Source organism: Pseudomonas sp. Z2-11 (genome assembly GCF_054161305.1).
Window position 1 is genome coordinate 3,879,589 of the sequence record NZ_CP096395.1, and the last position, 22,538, is coordinate 3,902,126.

A 22,538-nucleotide genomic window follows, 5' to 3' on the forward strand; every position below is an offset into this window, starting at 1 on the left:
CAAGCCCTCTTGTGGCGAGGGAGCTTGCTCCCGCTGGACTGCGCAGCAGGCCCCTGCGGTGTCAATCGGGGCGTCTGCTTCGCAGCCGAGCGGGAGCAAGCTCCCTCGCCACAAAAGCTTTCAGCCCTTACAAAAAAGACGCCGCCATGACACCACCTCTCCTTCATCTCGAAGACGAACTCACCCGCCTCACCCTGGCCCCGCACCTTGGCGCCAGTCTCGTTGAATGGACATTGCGCAGCACCGGAGCTCCGCTGCTGCGCCCGCCCGCACCGCAAGCACTGGAAAACCGCCTGCCGGGAAAGCTCGGCTGCTTTCCGTTGATCCCCTGGTCGAACAGGATCGCCCAAGGCGGTTTCGATTGCCCGGGCGGCTGGCTCGCCCTGGAAGCCAACAGCCCCAACGATCCCTTTCCGATCCATGGCAGCGCCTGGCAGCAGCCCTGGCAGATTACCGAACGAACTGATCAGGAAGTCTTGCTGCAGTTGGACAGCCAAACCCCGTTCGCTTATTGCGCCAGCCTGCGGATCCGCTTGAGCGGCGGCCAACTGCAAATCGCCCTGCACGTCACCCACATGGCCGAACAGGCTGCCTGGCATGGGTTGGGCTTGCATCCGTATTTGCCACGCACCGCCGGCACTCGCCTGCAAACCCGTGCCAGCGAAGTCTGGATGTGCGACGCCTCGAAACTGCCAACGGAACTGAGGGATATTCCCTCGGAGTGGGATTTCCAGCAACTTCGGTCATTGCCCGACACCCTCGTCGACAACGGCTTCGGCGGCTGGAACGGACGATGCCTGATCCAGCAACCGGACCTGGGTTATGAACTGGAATGTCGCGCCAGCGGCAGCGAATATTTCCTGTTGTACTGCCCCGTCGGTCTGGATTTCTTCTGCATCGAACCGGTCAGCCATCCGGTCAACGCGCATCACCTGCCAGGACGGCCGGGGTTGCGCTTGCTGGAGCAAGGGCAGTCGGTGGCGTTGGGGTTTTCGATGCAGTGCCGGGAGTTATAAGCACCACGCGATCTACGTGGCGAGGGAGCTTGCTCCCGCTGGCCCGGTCCGACGCCTCGGGCGAAGCAGGCCCATCCATTATCAAGCCTGGCGTCTGCTTCGCAGCCGAGCGGGAGCAAGCTCCCTCGCCACAAAAGCCTTCTCCTGCGCTAAGCCCGCAACAACATGAACCCCGCCACCGCCAGACACACCCCGGCAAACCCCACCTGCAACGCCCGCGCTGGAACCTTCGTCGAGAAGCGTCGCCCCAAAGTCATTCCGACGATGCTCGCCGCAATGAACGCCGCCCCTACCCGGTCGATGCTGACCCCGGCATGAAACGCGCCCACCACGCCGATCAACGAAATCAGGCTGATGACCATCAAGGAGGTGGCGACAATGCCGCGCATCTGCACGTCGGTCAGTTGCTTGAACGCCGGGACGATCAGGAAACCGCCACCCACCCCCAGCAGGCCCGAAACCATGCCCGTGACCGCGCCCAACGCCGACAGCGTGGCGGTGCAGCGGGCGGTCCAGGCCAGGCGCCCGGTCTGCTGATCCAGCATGCAGTTCTTCTGGCCCCAACTGGCCGCGCCGTGGTCGCTGGGTCCCGGCTGCGGGGTTTCTCGGCGCAGCATGCGCGCCGCCACCAGCACCATCAGCAGGCTGAACAGAATCATCAGGATTTTTTCTGAAAGCTGGTGGGCGAAATAGACACCCACCGGCGAGAACACCGCGCCCAGCAGCGCGATGAGCAAGGCCGCGCGGTAACGCACCAGCCCATGGCGCAACCCATCGATGGCGCCGACAGCTGCGGCGCTGCCCACCGCAAACAACGCCACCGGCGCGGCCTGGGTCATGCTCCAACCCAGGCCCAGCACCAACGCCGGCACGGCCAGAATTCCGCCGCCCGCCCCCGTCAGGCCAAGGATCAGGCCCATGATCACACCAAAAAAACTTGCCAGTAACATAACCGTCTCTCAAGCCGCGCACGCCTGTTGTCAGGCGTGATCGCATTTGCAGGACGCGGTGGCCCTCACTTAAGCTGCGGACCATATGTTGTAAGTCCCAAGCGTTGCAACTGGCTATTCATAGATTGGTCTATGACGAGGGAGCTTGCTCCCGCTGGGCCGCGTAGCAGCCCCTTTCATGAGTTCTTCCCGCACAGGTTCGTTGTCATGCCCGCGCAGATCCAAAGCTTCCTCGACCCCGCTTCAAAGACCTATACCTACGTGGTTTATGAACACGCTGGCGGGTCCTGTGCGGTGGTCGACCCGGTGCTCGACTACGACCCGGCGTCAGGCCGCAGCGGCACGGAGCAGGCCGATCGGGTGATCGCTTTCGTGGCTGAACACCAGTTGACGGTGCAATGGCTGCTGGAAACCCACGCCCATGCCGATCACTTGTCCGCCGCTCCTTACCTGCGGGGAAAACTGGGCGGCAAGATCGCCATCGGCGAATCCATCCATCAGGTACAGAGTGTCTTCAAGACGCTGTTCAATCTCGAAGCGCAATTTGCAGTGGATGGTTCACAGTTCGACCACCTGTTCGCGGCCGACGAATCTTTTTTTATCGGCAACCTCAAGGCCACCGCGCTGCACGTTCCCGGCCACACCCCGGCGGACATGGCCTACCTGATCGATGGCGATGTGATCCTGGTGGGTGACACGCTATTCATGCCTGACGTGGGCACTGCCCGCTGCGACTTCCCTGGCGGCAATGCCTGTCAGCTCTACGCTTCGATCCGCAAGCTGTTGGCCTTTCCTGCCGGCGTTCGACTCTACGTTTGCCACGATTACCCGCCGGAGGGCCGCGAGCCCCAGTGCATGAGCACCGTGGGCGAGCAGCGCCAGCACAACATCCATGTTCGCGACGGCATCGACGAGGCCGCGTTCGTGGCCATGCGCACCCAGCGCGACAAGACCCTGGGCATGCCGACGCTGCTGTTGCCGGCGATCCAGGTGAATGTGCGGGCGGGCCACCTGCCGCCGGCGGAGGGGAATGGCGTGACCTATCTGAAGATTCCGATCAATCAGCTTTAGCAGCTTGGGGCTGCTGCGCCCGAGGCGTCGGACCGGCCCAGCGGGAGCAAGCTCCCTCGCCACGGTGGTGGGTCTGCTGGTTGTCAGATGCTGAATGGGCCGACGCCTTCGCGAGCAGGCTCGCTCCCACAGGGATCGGCGGTTATCACAGTACCCGGCGACACCATAAATCCAATGTGGGAGCGAGCCTGCTCGCGAATGCGGTGCGTCTGCTTGCAGGATGTTGAATGTGACGGCCCCTTCGCGAGCAGGCTCGCTCCCACAGGAGGGGCGCAGCCTTTCAGGTGCCCAAGGTCAAGCCATTGGCTGGCAGCGGCAACGCGGTCTTGTAGCGCACCTGCTTGAGGGCGAAGCTTGAGCGGATGTTCGCCACGCCGGGGACTTTGGTCAGGAAATCCATCATGAACCGCTCCAGCGACTGGATGGTCGGCACCAGCACACGGATCAGGTAATCCGGGTCGCCCGCCATCAGGTAGCACTCCATCACTTCCGGCCGGTCGGAGATCGCCTCTTCGAAATGCTGCAGCGCCTCTTCCACCTGTTTCTCCAGGCTGACATGGATAAACACGTTGACGTGCAGGCCCAGCAGGTCGGCATCCAGCAGGGTGACCTGCTCGCGAATCACTCCCAGCTCCTCCATCGCCCGGACCCGATTGAAGCACGGCGTCGGCGACAGGTTGACCGAACGGGCAAGGTCGGCATTGGTGATGCGGGCGTTTTCCTGAAGGCTGTTGAGAATGCCGATGTCGGTGCGATCCAATTTGCGCATGAGACAAAATTTCCTGTTTCTTATCGTTGTGCAGATTTTTTATCTGCAAATCATCTAAACAGCAAGCCAACAGAGAAAAAAATTCTTCTACGTCGAGCCTATGATTGTTGTAGGACAATTTCCCACCTACCCAGGGAAATTCGTCAGCTAGCGCGCCCACTACAAGAAATTCACAAGATCGAGCGTAGAAAGCCATGAACCCAGCGTACGAACCGCTACGCCTGCACGTCCCCGAACCTTCGGGCCGTCCCGGCTGCAAGACCGACTTCTCCTACCTGCATCTGACGGATGCCGGCACGGTGCGCAAACCTCCCATCGACGTCGAACCCGCCGACACCGCCGACCTGGCGCGCAGCCTGATCCGCGTGCTCGACGACCAAGGCAACGCCTTGGGCGAGTGGGCCGAGAATGTCCCTGTCGAGATTCTGCGCAAGGGCATGCGCGCCATGCTCAAGACACGCATCTACGACAACCGCATGGTCGTCGCCCAGCGCCAGAAAAAGATGTCGTTCTACATGCAGAGCCTTGGCGAGGAAGCCATCGGCAGCGCCCAGGCCCTGGCCCTGAACATCGACGACATGTGCTTCCCGACCTACCGCCAGCAAAGCATCCTCATGGCCCGCGACGTGCCGCTGGTGGACCTGATCTGCCAACTGTTGTCCAACGAGCGCGATCCGCTCAAGGGCCGGCAGTTGCCGATCATGTATTCGGTCAAGGACGCCGGTTTCTTCACCATTTCCGGCAACCTCGCCACCCAGTTCATCCAGGGCGTGGGCTGGGGCATGGCCTCGGCGATCAAGGGCGACACCAAGATCGCCTCGGCCTGGATCGGCGACGGCGCCACCGCCGAATCGGACTTCCACACCGCCCTTACCTTCGCCCACGTCTACCGCGCCCCGGTGATCCTCAACGTGGTCAACAACCAGTGGGCGATTTCCACTTTCCAGGCGATTGCCGGCGGTGAAGCGACTACTTTCGCCGGACGCGGCGTTGGCTGCGGCATCGCCTCGCTGCGGGTCGATGGCAACGATTTCATCGCCGTCTACGCCGCGTCGCGCTGGGCCGCCGAACGGGCTCGCCGCAACCTCGGCCCGGCCCTGATCGAATGGGTCACCTACCGCGCCGGCCCGCACTCCACATCTGACGATCCTTCGAAATACCGCCCCGCCGATGACTGGAGCCACTTCCCGTTGGGCGACCCGATCGCGCGCCTCAAGCAGCACCTGGTGAAGATCGGCCAGTGGTCCGAAGAGGAACACGCCGCCGTCACCGCCGAACTCGAAGCCGAGGTGATCGCCGCGCAGAAAGAAGCCGAGCAGTACGGCACCCTCGCCGGCGGGCAGATTCCGAGCGCCGCGACCATGTTCGAGGACGTCTACAAAGAGATGCCGGAGCATTTGAAGCGCCAGCGTCAGCAGTTGGGGATCTGACATGAACGATCACAACAACAATATTGCGTTGGACACCGCCATGACCACTACCACCATGACCATGATCCAGGCGCTGCGCTCGGCCATGGACGTGATGCTCGAGCGCGACGACAACGTCGTAGTGTTCGGCCAGGACGTCGGTTATTTCGGCGGCGTGTTCCGCTGCACCGAAGGCCTGCAGAACAAGTACGGCACCTCGCGGGTATTCGACGCGCCGATTTCCGAAAGCGGCATCGTCGGCGTGGCCGTGGGCATGGGCGCCTATGGGCTGCGGCCGGTGGCCGAGATCCAGTTCGCCGACTACGTCTACCCGGCGTCGGACCAGATCATTTCCGAAGCCGCGCGCCTGCGCTATCGCTCGGCCGGCGAGTTCACCGCACCGATGACCCTGCGCATGCCCTGCGGCGGCGGCATCTATGGCGGCCAGACCCACAGTCAGAGCATCGAGGCGATGTTTACCCAGGTCTGCGGGCTGCGCACCGTCATGCCGTCCAACCCCTACGACGCCAAGGGCTTGCTGATCGCCTCCATCGAAAACGATGACCCGGTGATCTTCCTTGAACCCAAGCGCCTGTATAACGGCCCGTTCGACGGTCACCATGACCGCCCGGTAACGCCGTGGTCCAAACACCCGCAGGCGCAAGTGCCCGACGGCTACTACACCGTGCCGCTGGACGTCGCCGCCATCACCCGTCCGGGCAAGGACGTGACGGTGCTCACCTACGGCACCACGGTCTACGTCTCCCAGGTAGCAGCCGAAGAAACCGGGATCGACGCCGAAGTCATCGACCTGCGCAGCCTGTGGCCGCTGGACCTGGACACCATCGTCAAATCCGTGAAGAAGACCGGCCGTTGCGTGGTGGTCCACGAAGCCACCCGCACCTGCGGTTTCGGCGCCGAGCTGGTGTCGCTGGTGCAAGAACATTGCTTCCACCATCTGGAAGCGCCCATCGAGCGTGTCACCGGTTGGGACACCCCCTACCCGCACGCGCAGGAGTGGGCGTATTTCCCTGGGCCGTCCCGTGTGGGCGCGGCGTTGAAACGGGTCATGGAGGTCTGAATGGGCACGCACGTTATCAAGATGCCGGACATCGGCGAAGGCATCGCGGAAGTTGAATTGTCGGTGTGGCACGTCAAGGTTGGCGACATGGTGGTCGAGGACCAGGTGTTGGCCGATGTCATGACTGACAAGGCGATGGTGGATATCCCTTCGCCGGTGCATGGCCGGGTCATTGCCCTCGGTGGTGAGCCGGGTGAGGTCATGGCAGTGGGCAGCGAGCTGATCCGCATTGAAGTGGAAGGCGCCGGCAACCTGAAGGAATCGGCGCAATCGGCGGCACCGGTGGCCAAGCCTGAGCCCGTCGCGAAGCCTGAACAGGCTTCCAGACCCGAGCCTGTGACGGAAAAACCCGTCGCCGCTCCCCGCCCGGCCCAAGCGGCACAGGCGCCGGTGGCCCGTGAACCCGACGAGCGCCCGCTAGCCTCGCCGGCCGTGCGCAAACACGCGCTAGACCTGGGTATCCAGCTGCGTCTGGTCCAGGGCAGCGGCCCCGCCGGGCGAATTCTGCATGAAGACCTGGAGGCTTATCTGGCCCAGGGCCCGTCGTCCCAGGCCAAGGGCGGTTCGGGTTATGCCGAACGTCACGACGAACAGCAGATCCCGGTGATCGGCATGCGCCGCAAGATCGCCCAGCGCATGCAGGAAGCCACCCAGCGCGCCGCCCATTTCAGCTACGTCGAGGAAATCGACGTCACCGCCCTGGAAGAATTGCGTGTTCACCTGAATGAAAAACACGGCGCCAGTCGCGGCAAGTTGACGTTGCTGCCGTTCCTCGTGCGCGCCTTGGTCGTGGCGCTGCGGGATTTCCCGCAAATGAACGCCCGTTACGATGATGAAGCCCAGGTCATTCACCGCTCCGGCGCCGTGCATGTCGGCGTCGCCACTCAGAGCGACGTCGGCCTGATGGTGCCGGTGGTACGCCACGCCGAGGCCCGCAGCCTGTGGGACAGCGCGACGGAAATCTCGCGCCTGGCGACAGCGGCCCGCAACGGCAAGGCCAGTCGCGACGAATTGTCCGGCTCGACCATCACCCTGACCAGCCTTGGCGCGTTGGGGGGCATCGTCAGCACGCCGGTGCTGAACCTGCCTGAAGTGGCGATCGTCGGCGTCAACAAAATCGTCGAGCGGCCCGTGGTGATCAAGGGCCAGATCGTGATCCGCAAGATGATGAACCTCTCCAGTTCCTTCGATCACAGGGTGGTCGACGGCATGGACGCGGCGCAATTCATCCAGGCCCTGCGTGGCCTGCTCGAACAACCCGCCACTTTGTTTGTGGACTAATCATCAATGGAGCAGGCATGCAAACTTTGAACACCAAACTGCTGATCATCGGCGGCGGTCCTGGCGGTTACGTGGCGGCGATCCGCGCCGGCCAACTGGGCATTGAAACGATCCTGGTGGAAGGCCAGGCGTTGGGCGGGACTTGCCTGAACATCGGCTGCATTCCGTCCAAAGCGTTGATCCATGTCGCCGAGCAGTTCCACCAGACCCGCCATCACAGCCAGGGCTCGGCCTTGGGCATCACCGTGGCGGCGCCGAGCCTGGACATCGGCAAGAGTGTGGAATGGAAGGATGGCATCGTCGATCGCCTGACCACCGGCGTCGCGGCGTTGCTGAAAAAGCACAAGGTCCAGGTCATTCACGGCTGGGCCAAGGTGATCGATGGCAAGACCGTTGAAGTCGGTGACACCCGCATCCAGTGCGAACACCTGCTGCTGGCCACCGGTTCGAAAAGTGTCGAGCTGCCGATGCTGCCGATTGGCGGGCCGGTCATCTCGTCGACCGAAGCCCTCGCCCCCACCTCGGTGCCCAAGCATCTGGTGGTGGTCGGCGGCGGCTACATCGGCCTGGAGCTGGGAATCGCCTATCGCAAGCTCGGCGCCGACGTGAGCGTGGTCGAGGCCCAAGAGCGGGTCCTGCCGGCCTACGACGGCGAGCTGACGCAACCGGTGCACGAGGCGCTCAAGCAACTGGGCGTGAAGCTGTACCTCAAGCACAGCGTCGAAGGCTTCGATGCCCAGGCCAGCACCTTGCAAGTGCGCGATCCCAACGGCGACACGCTGAACCTGGAGACCGACCGCGTGCTGGTGGCGGTCGGACGCAAACCCAACACCCAGGGCTGGAACCTCGAAGCGCTGGACCTTGCGATGAACGGCTCGGCGCTGAAAATCGACAACCGGTGCCAGACCAGCATGCGCAATGTCTGGGCCATCGGTGACCTGAGCGGCGAACCGATGCTAGCCCACCGGGCCATGGCCCAGGGCGAAATGGTCGCCGAGCTGATTGCCGGCGAGCATCGGGAATTCAACCCGATGGCCATCGCGGCAGTGTGCTTCACCGATCCGGAGGTGGTCGTGGTCGGCAAGACGCCGGACGAGGCCAAGGCCGCCGAAGTCGATTGCATCGTGTCGAGCTTCCCGTTCGCCGCCAATGGCCGGGCCATGACTCTGGAATCGAAAAGCGGTTTCGTCCGGGTCGTGGCGCGCCGGGACAATCATCTGATTATCGGTTGGCAAGCGGTCGGTGTCGGCGTGTCGGAGCTGTCCACGGCGTTTGGCCAATCCCTGGAGATGGGCGCGCGGCTGGAAGACATCGCCGGCACCATCCACGCCCACCCGACGCTGGGCGAGGCCGTGCAGGAAGCGGCGTTGCGGGCATTGGGGCATGCGTTGCATCTCTAGACGTGTAGCGCATCTGTAGGCATGAGTTTCACCTGTGGCGAGGGAGCTTGCTCCCGCTGGGCCGCGAAGCGGCCCCCAATCCAAGCGACGGGATCATTCAGTCACACCGCGTTGACCGGATTACGACTGCTTCGCAGCCGAGCGGGAGCAAGCTCCCTCGCCACGGGGACTCGACAGAAAATCTGCCTGTTGCCTATCTCTCAGGCTGCGAAACACCCCCGGAATGAAGTATTGTTGTCCCCATTAAAAAACGTCAGAAGCCTTGAACCGTTTCGACGGTTGTCAGGAAATAGAGGGTGTCATGGGTAACGAGAGCATCAATTGGGACAAACTGGGCTTTGACTACATCAAGACCGACAAGCGCTATCTGTCGCACTGGCGCGACGGCGCCTGGGATGCGGGCACCCTGACCGACGACAATGTGCTGCACATTAGCGAGGGTTCCACTGCCCTGCACTACGGCCAGCAATGCTTCGAAGGCCTGAAGGCCTATCGTTGCAAGGACGGTTCGATCAACCTGTTCCGCCCGGACCAGAACGCCGCCCGCATGCAACGCAGCTGCGCGCGCCTGCTGATGCCACATGTCGACACCGAGCAGTTCGTCGAAGCCTGCAAGCAAGTGGTCCGCGCCAACGAGCGCTTCATCCCGCCGTATGGCACCGGCGGTGCGCTGTACCTGCGCCCGTTCGTGATCGGCGTGGGTGACAACATCGGCGTGCGCACCGCGCCCGAGTTTATCTTCTCGATTTTCTGCATCCCGGTCGGCGCTTATTTCAAGGGCGGCCTGACCCCGCACAACTTCCTGATCTCCAGCTTCGACCGCGCGGCCCCGCAAGGCACCGGCGCGGCCAAGGTCGGTGGCAACTACGCCGCCAGCCTGATGCCCGGCTCGCAGGCCAAGAAGGCCAGTTTCGCCGACTGCATCTACCTGGACCCGCTGACCCATTCGAAAATCGAGGAAGTCGGCTCGGCCAACTTCTTCGGCATCACCCACGACAACAAATTCATCACCCCCAACTCCCCTTCGGTATTGCCGGGCATCACCCGCCTGTCGCTGATCGAACTGGCCAAATCGCGCCTGGGCCTGGAAGTGATCGAAGGCGACGTGTTCATCGACAAGCTGTCGGAGTTCAAGGAAGCCGGCGCCTGCGGTACCGCAGCCGTGATCACGCCGATCGGTGGTATCAGCTACAAGGACAAGCTGCATGTGTTCCACAGCGAAACCGAAGTCGGCCCGATCACCCAGAAGCTCTACAAAGAGCTGACCGGCGTACAGACCGGCGACGTGGAAGCACCCGCGGGCTGGATCGTCAAAGTCTGACCCAGACACCTCGGTAGCAAAGGCTCGCTCCCACAGGGATTACCGGTGTCCAGAAATCCTGGATTCACCTCAAATCCACTGTGGGAGCGAGCCTGCTCGCGAAAGCGGTGGGTCAGCTTGCAGATATGTTCAATGTGCAGGCCCCTTCGCGAGCAGGCTCGCTCCCACAGGGATTGCCGGTGTCAGAAATCCTGGATTCACCTCAAATCCACTGTGGGAGCGAGCTTGCTCGCGATGGCGCCTGTGGGTACGACATCGACTTCCGCATTGACCCCGAACCGCCCCGCCATTTCCCTGCGTCCGCAGGCCGTCAATGTCAGGGCCCGGCTGTCCAGGTCCTGCCGTACCCATTTGCGCTTGATCGCCAGTTGCAGCAACGCCGCGCCCAAGGCACCGCCCAGATGCGGTCGGCGCATGCTCCAGTCCAGGCACGGGCAGGCGAACCGGCGTCGTTGAATCATCAGCGTAGAAACGTCCATGCCTAGCCCTTCAAACAGCACTTCGCCGGATTCACTGAGCCGATAGCCCCGCCCTTCCACCTCCACCAGCCACCCGGCTTCCAGCAAGCGATCATGCAGCCGCACCGCCAGCGTACCGGCCATGTGGTCGTAGCAAGTGCGGGCGAACTGCAGGCGATCCGGCGTGCGCGGCGTGAAGGTCGGCCTGGCGCCCTGGCCAATCATCATCAACGCCTCCAGAGCCTCGGCTACGCGCTGGTCGGCGAGGCTGTAGTAACGATGGCGCCCCTGGACGTGCAAACGCACCAAGGCGAGGTCCTTGAGCTTCGCCAAGTGCGCACTCGCGGTGGAAGCGCTGACCTCGGCAATCGCCGCCAACTCCGTGCTGGTGCGGGCGTGGCCGTCCATCAGCGCGCAGAGCATTCGGGTGCGGGCCGGTTCGGCAATCGCTGCGGCCACCTGGGACACGCCCATGTCATGGTGTTCTGCGTTCATATTTCGCTCCCGGACGAATCAAGCCATGCATCGACTGGAGATAGTAGCAACACTTTCTCCACCACGAACGAGGCTGCGCTTCATGGACCCGATCACTGCCGCGACTCACGCTGATCCCTACCCTTACTACGCCAGCCTGCGAGCCAACGGAGGATTCGGTTTCGACGCGCATCTGAAACTCTGGGTCGCCAGCAGCGCCGAGGCGGTGTGCGCGGTACTGCATCATCCCGATTGCCATGTGCGCCCTGCTGACGAGCCGGTGCCCAAGGCAATTGCCGATGGCCCCGCCGGCCAAGTGTTCGCACACCTGATGCGCATGAACGAAGGCGAACGGCAGCGCTGTCCGAGGGCGGCGATTGCGCCGCGGTTGCAGGACATCGATCCGCGCCAGGTCGAGGCATTGGTCAGGGCACGCTTGCTCAGGGAGGGCGCCGCAGGTCTGCACCAGGCGCAGTTCGTCGGACCGGCCAGCGTGGTGGCGGCATTGCTGGGTTTCAACCCGGCGGAGAGCCGCCTGATCAGCGAATTGACCGCAGACTTCGTCGCCTGCCTGTCACCCCTGAGCCAGGTGAAGCAGCTTGAAGCCGCGCACCGGGCCAGCGAGCAGTTGATGAGCCTTTTCCAGGAACGGATCGAGGCACAGGACATCCCCTTGTTGAGCCTCATGTGCCAGGGCTTCGAAGGCGCCGCCCCGGACAGCCGGATCGCCAACCTGATCGGCCTGCTCTCGCAAACCTACGAAGCCACGGCGGGCTTGATCGGCAATGGACTATTGGCGTTAGCTCGCGACCCCGCTTTACATCAGCAAGTTCGGGACGATCCCAAACAGATCGGCGCGTTGCTGGCTGAAGTGCAGCGCTTCGACCCGGCGGTGCAGAACACTCGACGCTTCATCGCCATGCCCTGCGAAATCCTTGGCACTGCGCTAGAACCGGGAGATGTGGTACTGGTCCTGCTGGCTTCAGCCAACCGCGACCCGCAGCTCAACCCGCAACCGGACGCCTTGCTGCTGGCTCGCGCCAACCGCCGCAGTTTCAGCTTTGGCAGCGGCCGCCATGAATGCCCTGGCCAAGACTTGGCCATGAACATCGCTCGGGCCACCGTGGAAACAATCCTTGAGCGCAATCCACGCCTGGATCGGTTGAGCTGGTGCTATCGCCCCTCGGTCAACGGGCGCATCCCGCTGTTCAGCAATCGGTGATAAAAAAAGGCGCCATCAATCGTCGCGGGTCAGCACTTCCAGCAGCTCGATTTCAAAAACCAGGTTGCTGTTGGGCTTGATGTGAGCGCCCATGGAGCGCTCACCATAGGCCAGATGGGCCGGCACCAGCAGCTTGCGCTTGCCGCCGACTTTCATCCCCATCAGGCCGATATCCCAGCCCTTGATCACGCGACCGGTGCCGATCACGCATTGAAAGGGCTTGCCACGACTGTAGGACGAATCGAACTCGGTGCCGTCCTCGAGGGTGCCGCGATATTGAGTGGTAATCAGCGCTCCTTTGACTACGCTTTTGCCGTCGCCCGGTTCCAGGTCGATGATTTGCAGCTCTTCATTCATGGCGTTATTCCCGTGTGATCCAGGCGCGGGTTTTCGCAGAAATCCGCGCGACAGGCAACCTTTTGCGGCAAAGGGGAACCGCAACGGCCACTTCGGTTCACATGGGTATCGACCCTGCATTTTCAGATAAGGACCTTCTGATGATCGACTCTCGTCCGCTCCACGGTTTCATTCCGCCTTATATCCTCAATCGCATCATTGCCCATGGCTCCGAACAGCAACGTTCCAGCGCCTTGGGCACCCTTACCCACGTCAAGAATCTGCGCCACAACCCTGGCCCGCCGAGCAATCCACCCGCCGCGGCGAAACTGCCCAGACCCGGCAAGGCCGGTCATCCACAGCGCAGCGTGCACGACGCGCAGAACACCATGGAGTTGCCCGGCCAGCCGGTACGCCTGGAAGGCCAGGCGGCCAGCGGCGACCCGGCGGTGGACGAAGCGTATGACGCCCTCGGCGCCACCTATGAGTTTTTCTGGAAAGTGCTCGGGCGCGATTCCATCGATAACAAGGGTTTTGCCCTGGTCGGCAGCGTGCATTACGGCCAAGGTTATGAAAATGCCTTCTGGAACGGCGCGCAGATGGTGTTCGGTGACGGTGATGGCGAGATCTTCCAGCGTTTCACCCGCTCCCTGGACGTGGTGGCCCATGAACTGGCCCATGGCGTCACCGAAAGCGAAGCCGGCCTGATCTATGCCAACCAGTCCGGGGCGTTGAACGAGTCGATCTCCGACGTGTTCGGCGTGTTGGTCAAGCAATTCGTATTGGGCCAGACCGCCGACCAGGCCGACTGGCTGATCGGCGCCGACCTGCTCACCGACAGGATCAACGGCGACGGCCTGCGCAGCATGTCCAACCCTGGCACCGCCTACGATGACCCGCTGCTGGGCAAGGACCCGCAACCCGGGCATATGCGCGAGTTCGTCATTACCCGTGAAGACAACGGCGGCGTGCACATCAATTCCGGCATTCCCAACCGGGCCTTTTATCTGGTGGCAACAACCCTGGGCGGATTTGCCTGGGAAAAGGCCGGGCGAATCTGGTATGACACTTTGTGCGACAGACAACTGGCCAACGACGCCTCCTTCAGTGCGTTCGCCCGCCTGACCGTCGAGCATGCCCGCCAGCGTTTCGGTGAGCGGGAAGTGCAAGCGGTGCAGGATGGCTGGGCGCAGGTAGGCGTCGACCTGAACGAGGAGAACGGATGAAAACCCTTCCAGACCTTGATGATAAAGCCGTGGTCAAGCTGTCACGCCAAGGTGGCGTGGCGGCCATCCATGCCCTGACCCGCCCCCGGGAAATAGAATTCGCCCAGTGCGATATCAACCAGCGCTCGCGTATCTGCTCGGTGCTGGAGGGCTGCCTGCCGCTCACGTCCTCCACGCCGGGTCGGGGCGACCAGCGGTATTTCCAGATCGAGGTACGTTATCGGGCGAACGACCAGGATGACGAGATGGTGCTGCAGGTGCCCGAGGACCGGGCACCTGGCGAGTTGGTCCACCTGTGGGACAAGGGCGAGGTACTCTGAGGGTCTAGCGCGTGGCGGGAACGATCTTGACGATGGCGCCGGACACGGTTTCGATCAGCAGGTACTTGTCGTCGATCTGCACCCATTGCTGCTCGTCGGTCGGCTGCTCGAGTTTCTTCTGCTTCCAGTCCTTCATGGCCCTGTCCGCGCGCTGATAGTCTGCCGGTACCCGGTCATTTTCCACCAGCCGGCGGCCATTGCTCGGCGAATGCTCAAGGGCGTCTCCGGTTTTCTCGACCGCTTGCGCAACGGGCCCAAAGGCTCCGAGGCCGGCGATCAGGACCAGTCTGGCGATCAAGGTTGGTTTACGCATAAAAAACTCCAGTTATTCAAGGTACTGAATCTGGGACTGCACTGGCGGCGAATCATTCCTTTTTCCATGAACCGCATCCCCGTGGCGAGGGAGCTTGCTCCCGCTGGGTTGCGTAGCAGCCCCAATCCAGACGGCGCGGTCGTTCAATGACATTGCATTTACCGCGCTTACGACTGCTGCGCCCGAGGCGTCGGACCGGCCGAGCGGGAGCAAGCTCCCTCGCCACGGGTCCGCCATGGCATAGTGGCGAACTCCTGGACCACGGACCTCGCCATGACCTCTTCTTCCCCCGCCCTCAAGGAAATCTTCAACGCCGCGCGCCTTGAACACATCGCCAGCGAAATGCGCGCGGTGTACCCGGCCTTCGATGCCAAGGCGTTCTTGAACCTGGCCAACGACGGATTGGCCGAATTGTCGGTCATGCAGCGCATGGCGCGGGTCAGCGAGTGCCTGCATGAGGTCCTGCCGCTGAGTTACGAAGCCTCGCTGGAGGTGCTGCGGGCCGTGGCCCCGCGTGTGAACAGCATGTTCGTCAGCATGTTCCTGCCGCACTATGTCGCCTCCTACGGTCGGCACACCTTCGAGCTGTCGATGGACGCGCTCAAGTATTTCACTCGGTTTGGCTCCGCTGAGTTTGCCGTGCGGCATTTCCTGCGCGACGACCTGACGCGCACCCTCGGGGTCATGCATGACTGGGCGCTGGACGCCAACGAGCACGTCCGCCGCCTGGCCAGCGAAGGCTGCCGGCCGCGCTTGCCTTGGTCGTTTCACCTGGAGCCGATCCAGGCCAACCCGGAACTCGCCGCCGGAATCCTTGATGCGCTCAAGGCCGACGACAGCCTGTACGTACGCAAATCCGTCGCCAATCACCTGAACGACGTGACCAAGCAGCATCCCGATTGGGTTCTGGAGCGGATCGAAGGCTGGCCATTGAATGATCGCCATAGCGCATGGATTGCCCGACACGCCCTGCGCAGCCTGATCAAGCAAGGCAATCTGCGGGCACTGGCGGTTATCGGCGCGGGCGCCAGGGCGCAGGTGGAAGTTTCCGAGCTGCAAGTGACGCCAGCGGTGATTCGCCTGGGCGAGCCCATCACCTTGTCGTTCAAGGTGCAGTCCACGGCCGGACAAAGCCAGCGCCTGGTGATCGATTACGCGATCGACTATGTGAAAGCATCCGGCGGCACGTCAGCCAAAGTGTTCAAGCTGAAGACCTTCGACCTGCCCGCCCTGGCTTCTGCCAGCCTCAGCCGTTCCCAGCAGATTCGCGAGCTGACCACCCGCCGGCACTACGCGGGCCGGCATGCGGTCCATCTGCTGATCAATGGCGAACGGCTGGGCAGTACCGCGTTCGACATCGTTCCCTGAGCGATCGCCTCAGGCCATCTCGACGCGTCGGGCCTGGCGGATGTTCTTCAGGAAGTGTTCGGCCGGCTGCGGGTGCCCCAGCAGATACCCCTGCAGCGAATCGCAACCCAACTGGGTGAGGAAGTCCTGTTGCACGTCGGTCTCCACGCCTTCGGCAACGATCCGCAGGCCCAGGGCCTGGCCGAGGGCGACGATGGCCGAGACGATGGCCGCGTCGTCACTGTCGTGCTCAAGGTCTCGTACGAAACCGCGATCAATCTTCAGTTCATTGGCCGGCAGGCGCTTGAGGTACATCAGGCTCGAATAACCGGTGCCGAAGTCGTCGATGGACAGGTCCACCCCCATGTCCGAGAGCTGTTGCAGTACCGTCATGCTCGCGTCCGCGTCGCTCATGGCGGTGGTCTCGGTGATTTCCAGGGTCAGGCTGTTGGCCGGCAGGTGGTGCGTCTCCAATGCCTTGGCCACGCTCTGCACCAGACCCGTATGGCAGAACTGCAACGCTGACAGGTTCACCGCGATACGCCAATCGGTGTAGCCCAACACGTACCATTCGCGCATCTGCCGGCAGGCTTCGTTCAGCACCCATTCGCCGATCGGGATGATCAGCCCGGTCTTTTCCGCCAGGTCGATGAAAGTGTCGGGCATCAGCAGGCCCTGGGTCGGATGGTTCCAGCGCAGCAGTGCTTCGGCGCCCACCGGGCGGCCTTTCGCTGCGTCGAACTTGGGCTGGTAATAAAGGCTGAACTGGCGCTGTTCGACCGCGATGCGCAAATCCTGCAGCAGTTGCAGTTGCCGGCGGGCGTTGCTGTTCATCGAGGCGTCGAAAAAGCTGTAGCCATTCTTGCCGGCACCCTTGGCGTGGTACATCGCCGCATCGGCATTCATCAGCAATTCATCGGCGCTCTGGCCATTGCCAGGGTACAGCGCGATACCGACGCTGGCGGAAATCTGCAGGTCATGGTCGGCGACCCGGAACGTGCGACCGATCAGCCCGACCTGACGCGCGGCCAGGCGCAAGGCGTCGTCCGGCTCGGCCAGTTGCACCAGCAGGACAAACTCGTCACCACCGATCCGCGCCAGGGTGTCCTGGCTGCGCAGGTCTTCACGCAGACGCAGCGCGACGTCCCGCAGCAACAAGTCACCCATGTGGTGGCCAAAGGCATCGTTGACCGGTTTGAAGCCGTCCAGATCGATGAACATCAGGGCGAAACAACCGCCCTGCTCTTGCACCAGGTGCATCGCCTGGCCGATGCGATCCGCCAGCAAGACCCGGTTGGGCAGGCCGGTCAGGGGGTCGTGCAGGGCCAGTTGGGTCAGTTCGCGATTGGCCTGGGTCAAGGACCTGGCCAGTTCCGCGGTACGGGCTTCCAGGCGCGCATCGAGGATCGAAGTCAGCAAGGCAATCGCCAGCACCGCCAAGGTGGTGATCAACACCAGGTTATCCAGGCCCTTACCGCTCAAACCGTCCAGGGAACCGCAGAAACTGCCTTCGCTGAACTGCGCCGCGGCCATGCCGGTGTAGTGCATGCCGACGATGGCAGCGCCCATCACCACGGCGGCACCGGCGCGAGCGAGACGTACATGAGGGGTGTTCTGGCGCAGGTGAAAGGCGATCCATAACGCCGCCGCGCACGCCACCACGGCTATTACCAACGAGGCGCCGAACAGCGTCGGGTCATAATCGATACCCGGCTGCATCCGCAAGGCCGCCATACCGGTGTAGTGCATGGCGCTGATGCCAGTGCCCATCACCAGCGCGCCGAACACCAGCTGCCAGGCCCGTAGTTGTGGCTGGCTGACCAGCCAGAGGGCAAAGCCGCTGGAAAGGATGGCGATCAGCAGCGACAACGCAGTAATCGCCACATCGTAGCCAAGCTCCACCGGCAAGCTGAACGCGAGCATGCCGATGAAATGCATGGACCAGATGCCCACCCCCATCGCCAAGGCACCGCCCGCCATCCAGAAGTGCACGGCCCGGCCCTGGGCAGTGGTAATGCGCCCGGTCAGGTCCAGCGCGGTGTAGGACGCCAGGATCGCGACAAACAGGGAAATCGAAACAAGGGCGGGGGAATAACTGCCGATGAGCATGGATTTTCTCGTGGCCAAAAGGCCGAACTGCATCCATGCCTGGTTGAAAAGTCGGCGATTGTACACAATTGGTACGGCAGTGCACGAACCAAACATCAAAAAGCCATCACCGGCGGAACATTTGCGACGAAAGACACTTCGCCATCGCGATCAAGCTCGTCCATACACAAATCCATGTGGGAGCGAGCCTGCTCGCGAAGCCGGCAGTCGCCGCAAATGAAGAACCCGAGCCTGAACTGCTTCGGCTAAGATCTGATTCATACTCCCCGGCATCCCCCCGCCACAGTGAGCTCCCATGCCCCGCCTCACCCGCACTCACCCGCGTCTTTCCTGCGCCACGGTCATCGGCCTGGCGGCGGGCCTGCTGATCCCTGCGGATTCGATCATCGGCAAGGTCCTGATCGGCTGGAACGTCGGGGTCTGGACCTACCTGGCGCTGATGTTCTGGCTGACGGTGCGAGCCAAGGCACCTGACGTCAAGCGCATCGCCGAAATCGAAGACGAGAACGCCGGGCTGGTCCTGCTGATGGTCTGCATCGCGGCCTTGGCGAGCCTGGCGACCATCACCTTCGAACTGGCCGGCAGCCGCGACCTGCAAACCGCAGGCAAGCTGCTGCATTACGGTTTCACTGCATTGACCGTGATTGGTTCATGGCTACTGATCGGGGTAATTTTCAGCGTGCACTACGCGCGCCTGTATTACACCTGGTCCGGCAAGGAGCCCGCCCTGCGTTTTGCCGAGGGACTGACCACGCCGAACTACTGGGACTTCCTGTACTTCTCTTTCACCATCGGCGTGGCGGTGCAGACTTCGGACGTGGGTGTTGCGACGCGGCAGCTGCGCAAGATCGTGTTGGCGCAGTCGCTGATCGGGTTTGTGTTCAACACCGCGATCCTGGGGTTTTCGATCAATATTGCGGCGGGGTTGTTTGGCTGAAGGGGCGCCACTTTGTGGCCCAGCGGGAGCAAGCTCCCTCGCCACAGGAGGTGATCAGCAGGTTGGGGGTAGCCAGAGCCGGAAGCGTGCCCCGCCCAGCGGCGAGGCTTCGACCGTCAGGGTGCCGCCCTGGGCTTGCAGGGCGCGGCGGCTGATCGCCAGGCCGAGGCCGAAGCCGCCCGTGGCGCGATCACGGCTGCGGTCCAGCCGGTAGAACGGCTCGAATACCCGCTCACGCTCGCTGTCGGGAATGCCGATGCCGTCATCGTCGACCCAGATTTCGCAGCCTTGCTCGCTGACCAGCACCCCCACCTGGATGCGCCTTTCGCAATAGCGCATCGCATTGCGCAGCAGGTTCTGCAAGGCCCGGGCGGTGAGGCGCGGGTCGAGCTCGAAACGCTCCAGCGCCCCGTGCAGCAAAACGTCGATCACCACCTCCGGCGCCGCCAGGTCCTCATCGAGGCTGCCGAGGATGCTGTCGATGAACTCGTCCAGCGGCACTTCGACCCGCTCCGGCAGGCGCTCGGGGTTCTGCAGGCGGCTATAGGACAACAGCTCCAGCACCAACTCATCCAACTCTCGAATGTGCGCCACCAACCCTTGCAGACGCTCGCGGCTGGGCGCCGGCAAATCCTCGGACAAGGCCAGTGCCAGGCCGAAATCGAGCCGGGTCAACGGCGTGCGCAGCTCATGGGAGACGGCATTGAGCAGATCGCGCTGCTGATTGAGCAGGTTCTCGATATCGCCCGCCATGGTGTCGAAAACATGGGCCAGGCTGCCGATGTTGGAGCGCGGCGCGATATGCGTGCGCTCACCCAGGTGGCCCTTGCCGAAACGCTCGGCGGTGCGCTTGAGCCGCTCCAGGTCGCGCCAGTGCGGCCGCAGCCAGAGCAGCAGACAGCCGAGCATCGTCGCGCCGATCAGCACGTTGATGCTCCAGTACAGCCAGCTGACATCCGCCGGATCCGGGGGAACGATCATCTTGACCGCGGTGCGCCCATCCAGCGGCGCGGCCGCCAGGGTTCGCCAACCCCAGTCGCCGATGCGCACCACATTCTCACCGCGCCGCAGACGCGCCTGCTCGGCGGCGGTGAAATCCGCATCATCGGTGGCGGCGAGCTCGATGCGCAGCGGCTCGAACTCCTTGTCCATCTGCGCTGCCAGCGCCGGCCATTGCGCGCTGGGCACGGCGCGAAACTGCTTGGCCATCAAGGTTTGCAGGCCACGGGAATAGTCCAGGTTGTAAGTCTGGAAGCGCTCATGGAACAGGCGGATCACCAGTTCCGGCATCAGGTAGATCGCCGCGCTGTAGGAGACGATGGTCACAAGATAGAGGCGAATCAGCAGTTTCCACATCGATCAGCATTCCCACTCGGAACGGCTGAACAGGTAACCCTTGCCCCACACGGTCTTGATCTTGCGCGCCTCGCCGGCGTTGTCGTCGAATTTGCGCCGCAGTTTGGAAATGGCCACGTCCACCGAGCGATCGGTGCCGTTGAATTCGATGCCGCGCAAGCGCTGCAAGATCTGGTCGCGGCTGAGCACCTCGCCGGAGTGCCGGGCCAGCACCACCAGCAGGTTGTACTCGCCGCTGGACAGCTCCACCGGTTGCCCGCGCCAGGTGACGGTGCGCTCGGACAGATCGATGCACAGGTTGCCCATGACGATGCGATCGTTGACCGTTTGCGGTTCGGTGAGGCTACTGCGCCGCAGCAGGGTGCGTACCCGCGCCAGCAATACCCGCGGCTCGCAGGGCTTGGTGACGTAGTCATCGGCGCCCATTTCCAGGCCCAGCACCTGGTCGTGGCTGTCGTCCCGAGCGGTGAGCATCAGGATCGGCAGGGTCGCCGAATCGGCGCGCAGCAGACGGCAGACCTGCAAGCCATCCAGGCCCGGCAGCATCAGGTCGAGGATCACCAGGTCCGGCGGATTGGCCCGTGCCCGCTCACGGACGTGATCGCCACGGTTGAGGACGCTGACCTGATAGCCGTTGCGCTCCAGGTAGCTGGAGATCAGTTCGCAAAGGGCGGCGTCGTCTTCGACGAGGAGGATGTTGGGCATGGGGTGGTCCAGAAAATACGGTGGCGCCTGGGCGGGACTCATCGCGAGCAGGCTCGCTCCCACAGGGTTTCGGTACGCAGCAAAAACCGTGTGGGAGCGAGCTTGCTCGCGATGGCGGTCCTACAGGCGCAAGAAATCTCAAGCCACCAAGGATATACGCCGGCGCCCGTGGTCGAGCAAAACCCTTACACAATTTCACACAGCTTCTACAAAACTTCACCAATCGACCTGCAGCAAGACCGCCGCACACTCGACGATCCGCCGGCACGCATCCGCCAATTGCACTTGGTCGACCACCAGGCCGATCCGGATATGCCCCGCCGCACTCGGCCCGAACGCCTCGCCCGCCAGCACCGATACGCCATAGCCGTCCAGCAGGCGCTCGGCAAATGCCTGGGCGGCGAGACCCGTCTGGCGCACGTCGACCATCACGAACATCCCGCCATCGGGCCGTACTGGCCTGAGGCCCGCACGCCCCTCCAGCGCCGCGCACACCAGGTTACGGCGCTGGCGATATTCCTCGCGCATCCGCGCCACTTCAGGCAGATCCCGCTCAAGGGCAACCTGGGCGGCGCGCTGGACGAAGTCCGGCAGGCCGAACAGCATGCACAGCGACAGGTTGGCCAGATGCGCGGCAAGGGACTCGGGGCCGATGGCCCAGCCGATGCGCCAGCCCGTCATGGCGTGGGATTTGGACAGGCTGTTGAGGGTGGCGGTGCGCTCGGCCATGCCCGGCAGGCTGGCCGGGCTGATATGTTCGCCGTCATAGAGCAAGTCGCTGTAGACCTCATCGCTGATCAGCCACAGGTCATGCTCGATGCACAGTTGCGCCAACGCTTGCCAGGTGGCCAGCGGCAGGCTGGCGCCGGAGGGATTGTTGGGGCTGTTGAGCAGCATCGCGCGGGTACGCGGCGTGATCAGCCGGGCCACGTCGGCCGGCTCTACCCGAAAAGCGTTTTCCGGACGCACCGCCACCGGGACCACTTTCGCCCCGCAGGCGCCAAAGACCGCTTCGTAAGTGACGTACATCGGTTCGGCGACAATCACCTCGTCGCCGGGGTCGAGCAGGCACTGCGCGACCGCGAAGACCGCACACTGGGCGCCGGGCAGCACCGTAACGTGCCCGGCGCCCACCGCTTGGCCGCAACGTTGCTGGTGGTGCCGGGCGATGCTGGCGCGCAAGGCATGCAGGCCACGGGTATCCGAATAATGCGTATCCCCCGCCCGCAGGCTGGCGACGGCGGCCTCGACAATGGCCGGTGGCGTGTCGAAATCCGGATCGCCCACCGACAGCAACAGCACCTCCCTGCCCTGTTCGCGCATGGCCAGCGCCCGGTCATGGATCTGCCAGGCGGCGGCGCCGTCGCCGGTGATGCGTTGGGTCAAGGCTGAAAAGCGCATGCATTGCTCCTGTTCGCGCGGTATCCAGCTTCAACC

At 63.2% G+C, this 22,538-nt stretch carries 21 protein-coding genes; 12 read left to right on the plus strand and 9 right to left on the minus strand.

Going from position 1 to position 22,538, the window contains the following annotated elements; translation table 11 throughout:
* Positions 1–146 precede the first annotated feature (146 nt).
* The gene (locus M1E16_RS17110) at positions 147–1,016 is read left to right on the plus strand and encodes an aldose 1-epimerase (protein WP_458127948.1); all 870 of its coding nucleotides are present in this window, start codon (positions 147–149) and stop codon (positions 1,014–1,016) included.
* A 149-nt stretch (positions 1,017–1,165) separates the two neighbouring features.
* Here the strand turns inward: M1E16_RS17110 and M1E16_RS17115 are convergent, their stop codons facing one another.
* The gene (locus M1E16_RS17115) at positions 1,166–1,966 is read right to left on the minus strand and encodes a sulfite exporter TauE/SafE family protein (protein ID WP_458127949.1); all 801 of its coding nucleotides are present in this window, start codon (positions 1,964–1,966) and stop codon (positions 1,166–1,168) included.
* A 207-nt stretch (positions 1,967–2,173) separates the two neighbouring features.
* On the opposite strand from M1E16_RS17115, the gene M1E16_RS17120 reads away from it, so the two are divergent.
* Positions 2,174–3,037, plus strand: coding sequence for an MBL fold metallo-hydrolase (locus M1E16_RS17120; RefSeq protein WP_458127950.1), 864 nt, complete (start codon positions 2,174–2,176; stop codon positions 3,035–3,037).
* A gap of 280 nt (positions 3,038–3,317) precedes the next feature.
* Here M1E16_RS17120 and bkdR read toward each other — a convergent pair whose 3' ends face one another.
* Complete coding sequence (bkdR, locus tag M1E16_RS17125; RefSeq protein ID WP_003202929.1) at positions 3,318–3,806, minus strand: Bkd operon transcriptional regulator BkdR; 489 nt, start codon at positions 3,804–3,806, stop codon at positions 3,318–3,320.
* Positions 3,807–4,000: 194 nt separating this feature from the next.
* Here bkdR and M1E16_RS17130 point away from each other — a divergent pair, with 194 nt between their 5' ends.
* The 5 genes from M1E16_RS17130 (at position 4,001) to M1E16_RS17150 (ending at position 10,298) form a co-directional block, all read left to right on the plus strand.
* Positions 4,001–5,236: a 3-methyl-2-oxobutanoate dehydrogenase (2-methylpropanoyl-transferring) subunit alpha gene (locus M1E16_RS17130; protein ID WP_305500323.1), complete on the plus strand. Its 1,236-nt coding sequence runs from the start codon at positions 4,001–4,003 to the stop codon at positions 5,234–5,236.
* Position 5,237: 1 nt separating this feature from the next.
* Positions 5,238–6,296, plus strand: coding sequence for an alpha-ketoacid dehydrogenase subunit beta (locus M1E16_RS17135; RefSeq protein ID WP_305500321.1), 1,059 nt, complete (start codon positions 5,238–5,240; stop codon positions 6,294–6,296).
* Positions 6,297–7,577, plus strand: coding sequence for a dihydrolipoamide acetyltransferase family protein (locus M1E16_RS17140; protein ID WP_458127951.1), 1,281 nt, complete (start codon positions 6,297–6,299; stop codon positions 7,575–7,577).
* Positions 7,578–7,594: 17 nt separating this feature from the next.
* Entirely contained in the window at positions 7,595–8,977 is a 1,383-nt protein-coding gene (gene lpdA, locus M1E16_RS17145; protein WP_458127952.1) for a dihydrolipoyl dehydrogenase, read from the plus strand.
* 301 nt (positions 8,978–9,278) lie between these two features.
* Positions 9,279–10,298 carry a branched-chain amino acid aminotransferase gene (locus M1E16_RS17150; protein ID WP_305500317.1) on the plus strand — a complete coding sequence of 340 codons (1,020 nt, stop codon included), beginning with the start codon at positions 9,279–9,281 and terminating at the stop codon, positions 10,296–10,298.
* A 197-nt stretch (positions 10,299–10,495) separates the two neighbouring features.
* On the opposite strand, the gene M1E16_RS17155 is transcribed toward M1E16_RS17150, so the two are convergent.
* Positions 10,496–11,251 (minus strand): ArsR/SmtB family transcription factor, encoded by a 756-nt coding sequence (locus M1E16_RS17155; RefSeq protein WP_458127953.1) that lies wholly within the window; start codon positions 11,249–11,251, stop codon positions 10,496–10,498.
* Positions 11,252–11,333: 82 nt separating this feature from the next.
* On the opposite strand from M1E16_RS17155, the gene M1E16_RS17160 reads away from it, so the two are divergent.
* Positions 11,334–12,452: a cytochrome P450 gene (locus tag M1E16_RS17160; RefSeq protein ID WP_458127954.1), complete on the plus strand. Its 1,119-nt coding sequence runs from the start codon at positions 11,334–11,336 to the stop codon at positions 12,450–12,452.
* Between the two features lie 15 nt (positions 12,453–12,467).
* On the opposite strand, the gene M1E16_RS17165 is transcribed toward M1E16_RS17160, so the two are convergent.
* Positions 12,468–12,809 carry an FKBP-type peptidyl-prolyl cis-trans isomerase gene (locus tag M1E16_RS17165; protein ID WP_434697428.1) on the minus strand — a complete coding sequence of 114 codons (342 nt, stop codon included), beginning with the start codon at positions 12,807–12,809 and terminating at the stop codon, positions 12,468–12,470.
* A 140-nt stretch (positions 12,810–12,949) separates the two neighbouring features.
* Here M1E16_RS17165 and M1E16_RS17170 point away from each other — a divergent pair, with 140 nt between their 5' ends.
* Both M1E16_RS17170 and M1E16_RS17175 read left to right on the plus strand, forming a co-directional pair.
* A complete protein-coding gene (locus tag M1E16_RS17170; RefSeq protein ID WP_458127955.1) occupies positions 12,950–14,014 on the plus strand; it encodes a M4 family metallopeptidase in 1,065 nt (354 codons plus the stop codon).
* The gene (locus M1E16_RS17175; RefSeq protein WP_305500309.1) at positions 14,011–14,334 is read left to right on the plus strand and encodes a protealysin inhibitor emfourin; all 324 of its coding nucleotides are present in this window, start codon (positions 14,011–14,013) and stop codon (positions 14,332–14,334) included. The genes M1E16_RS17170 and M1E16_RS17175 overlap by 4 nt, the downstream gene beginning before the upstream one ends.
* Positions 14,335–14,338: 4 nt before the next feature.
* Here M1E16_RS17175 and M1E16_RS17180 read toward each other — a convergent pair whose 3' ends face one another.
* On the minus strand, positions 14,339–14,647 hold the full coding sequence (locus tag M1E16_RS17180; RefSeq protein WP_458127956.1) for an RcnB family protein: 309 nt from the start codon (positions 14,645–14,647) through the stop codon (positions 14,339–14,341).
* A 273-nt stretch (positions 14,648–14,920) separates the two neighbouring features.
* On the opposite strand from M1E16_RS17180, the gene M1E16_RS17185 reads away from it, so the two are divergent.
* Entirely contained in the window at positions 14,921–16,015 is a 1,095-nt protein-coding gene (locus M1E16_RS17185; protein ID WP_458127957.1) for a DNA alkylation repair protein, read from the plus strand.
* 9 nt (positions 16,016–16,024) lie between these two features.
* Here the strand turns inward: M1E16_RS17185 and M1E16_RS17190 are convergent, their stop codons facing one another.
* Entirely contained in the window at positions 16,025–18,103 is a 2,079-nt protein-coding gene (locus M1E16_RS17190; protein ID WP_458127958.1) for a putative bifunctional diguanylate cyclase/phosphodiesterase, read from the minus strand.
* 295 nt (positions 18,104–18,398) lie between these two features.
* Here M1E16_RS17190 and M1E16_RS17195 point away from each other — a divergent pair, with 295 nt between their 5' ends.
* On the plus strand, positions 18,399–19,040 hold the full coding sequence (locus tag M1E16_RS17195; RefSeq protein WP_305500305.1) for a DUF1345 domain-containing protein: 642 nt from the start codon (positions 18,399–18,401) through the stop codon (positions 19,038–19,040).
* 54 nt (positions 19,041–19,094) lie between these two features.
* Here the strand turns inward: M1E16_RS17195 and M1E16_RS17200 are convergent, their stop codons facing one another.
* From M1E16_RS17200 to M1E16_RS17210, 3 genes are all read right to left on the minus strand, one after another.
* Positions 19,095–20,396, minus strand: a complete 1,302-nt coding sequence (locus M1E16_RS17200; protein WP_458127959.1) for an ATP-binding protein — start codon at positions 20,394–20,396, stop codon at positions 19,095–19,097.
* A 3-nt stretch (positions 20,397–20,399) separates the two neighbouring features.
* Positions 20,400–21,101 (minus strand): response regulator transcription factor, encoded by a 702-nt coding sequence (locus M1E16_RS17205; protein ID WP_305500301.1) that lies wholly within the window; start codon positions 21,099–21,101, stop codon positions 20,400–20,402.
* A 216-nt stretch (positions 21,102–21,317) separates the two neighbouring features.
* Positions 21,318–22,502: a pyridoxal phosphate-dependent aminotransferase gene (locus M1E16_RS17210; RefSeq protein ID WP_458127960.1), complete on the minus strand. Its 1,185-nt coding sequence runs from the start codon at positions 22,500–22,502 to the stop codon at positions 21,318–21,320.
* Between the last annotated feature and the right edge of the window lie 36 nt (positions 22,503–22,538).

Bases quoted from the DNA above. Each gene is read 5' to 3' on its own strand.
- M1E16_RS17165 (WP_434697428.1), bottom strand. From the start codon at position 12,809: ATGAATGAAGAGCTGCAAATCATCGACCTGGAACCGGGCGACGGCAAA.
- M1E16_RS17140 (WP_458127951.1), top strand. From the start codon at position 6,297: ATGGGCACGCACGTTATCAAGATGCCGGACATCGGCGAAGGCATCGCG.
- M1E16_RS17180 (WP_458127956.1), bottom strand. From the start codon at position 14,647: ATGCGTAAACCAACCTTGATCGCCAGACTGGTCCTGATCGCCGGCCTC.
- M1E16_RS17135 (WP_305500321.1), top strand. From the start codon at position 5,238: ATGAACGATCACAACAACAATATTGCGTTGGACACCGCCATGACCACT.
- M1E16_RS17170 (WP_458127955.1), top strand. From the start codon at position 12,950: ATGATCGACTCTCGTCCGCTCCACGGTTTCATTCCGCCTTATATCCTC.
- M1E16_RS17185 (WP_458127957.1), top strand. From the start codon at position 14,921: ATGACCTCTTCTTCCCCCGCCCTCAAGGAAATCTTCAACGCCGCGCGC.
- bkdR (WP_003202929.1), bottom strand. From the start codon at position 3,806: ATGCGCAAATTGGATCGCACCGACATCGGCATTCTCAACAGCCTTCAG.
- M1E16_RS17115 (WP_458127949.1), bottom strand. From the start codon at position 1,966: ATGTTACTGGCAAGTTTTTTTGGTGTGATCATGGGCCTGATCCTTGGC.
- M1E16_RS17160 (WP_458127954.1), top strand. From the start codon at position 11,334: ATGGACCCGATCACTGCCGCGACTCACGCTGATCCCTACCCTTACTAC.
- M1E16_RS17195 (WP_305500305.1), top strand. From the start codon at position 18,399: ATGCCCCGCCTCACCCGCACTCACCCGCGTCTTTCCTGCGCCACGGTC.
- M1E16_RS17130 (WP_305500323.1), top strand. From the start codon at position 4,001: ATGAACCCAGCGTACGAACCGCTACGCCTGCACGTCCCCGAACCTTCG.
- M1E16_RS17190 (WP_458127958.1), bottom strand. From the start codon at position 18,103: ATGCTCATCGGCAGTTATTCCCCCGCCCTTGTTTCGATTTCCCTGTTT.
- M1E16_RS17175 (WP_305500309.1), top strand. From the start codon at position 14,011: ATGAAAACCCTTCCAGACCTTGATGATAAAGCCGTGGTCAAGCTGTCA.
- M1E16_RS17150 (WP_305500317.1), top strand. From the start codon at position 9,279: ATGGGTAACGAGAGCATCAATTGGGACAAACTGGGCTTTGACTACATC.
- lpdA (WP_458127952.1), top strand. From the start codon at position 7,595: ATGCAAACTTTGAACACCAAACTGCTGATCATCGGCGGCGGTCCTGGC.
- M1E16_RS17155 (WP_458127953.1), bottom strand. From the start codon at position 11,251: ATGAACGCAGAACACCATGACATGGGCGTGTCCCAGGTGGCCGCAGCG.
- M1E16_RS17120 (WP_458127950.1), top strand. From the start codon at position 2,174: ATGCCCGCGCAGATCCAAAGCTTCCTCGACCCCGCTTCAAAGACCTAT.
- M1E16_RS17110 (WP_458127948.1), top strand. From the start codon at position 147: ATGACACCACCTCTCCTTCATCTCGAAGACGAACTCACCCGCCTCACC.
- M1E16_RS17205 (WP_305500301.1), bottom strand. From the start codon at position 21,101: ATGCCCAACATCCTCCTCGTCGAAGACGACGCCGCCCTTTGCGAACTG.
- M1E16_RS17210 (WP_458127960.1), bottom strand. From the start codon at position 22,502: ATGCGCTTTTCAGCCTTGACCCAACGCATCACCGGCGACGGCGCCGCC.
- M1E16_RS17200 (WP_458127959.1), bottom strand. From the start codon at position 20,396: ATGTGGAAACTGCTGATTCGCCTCTATCTTGTGACCATCGTCTCCTAC.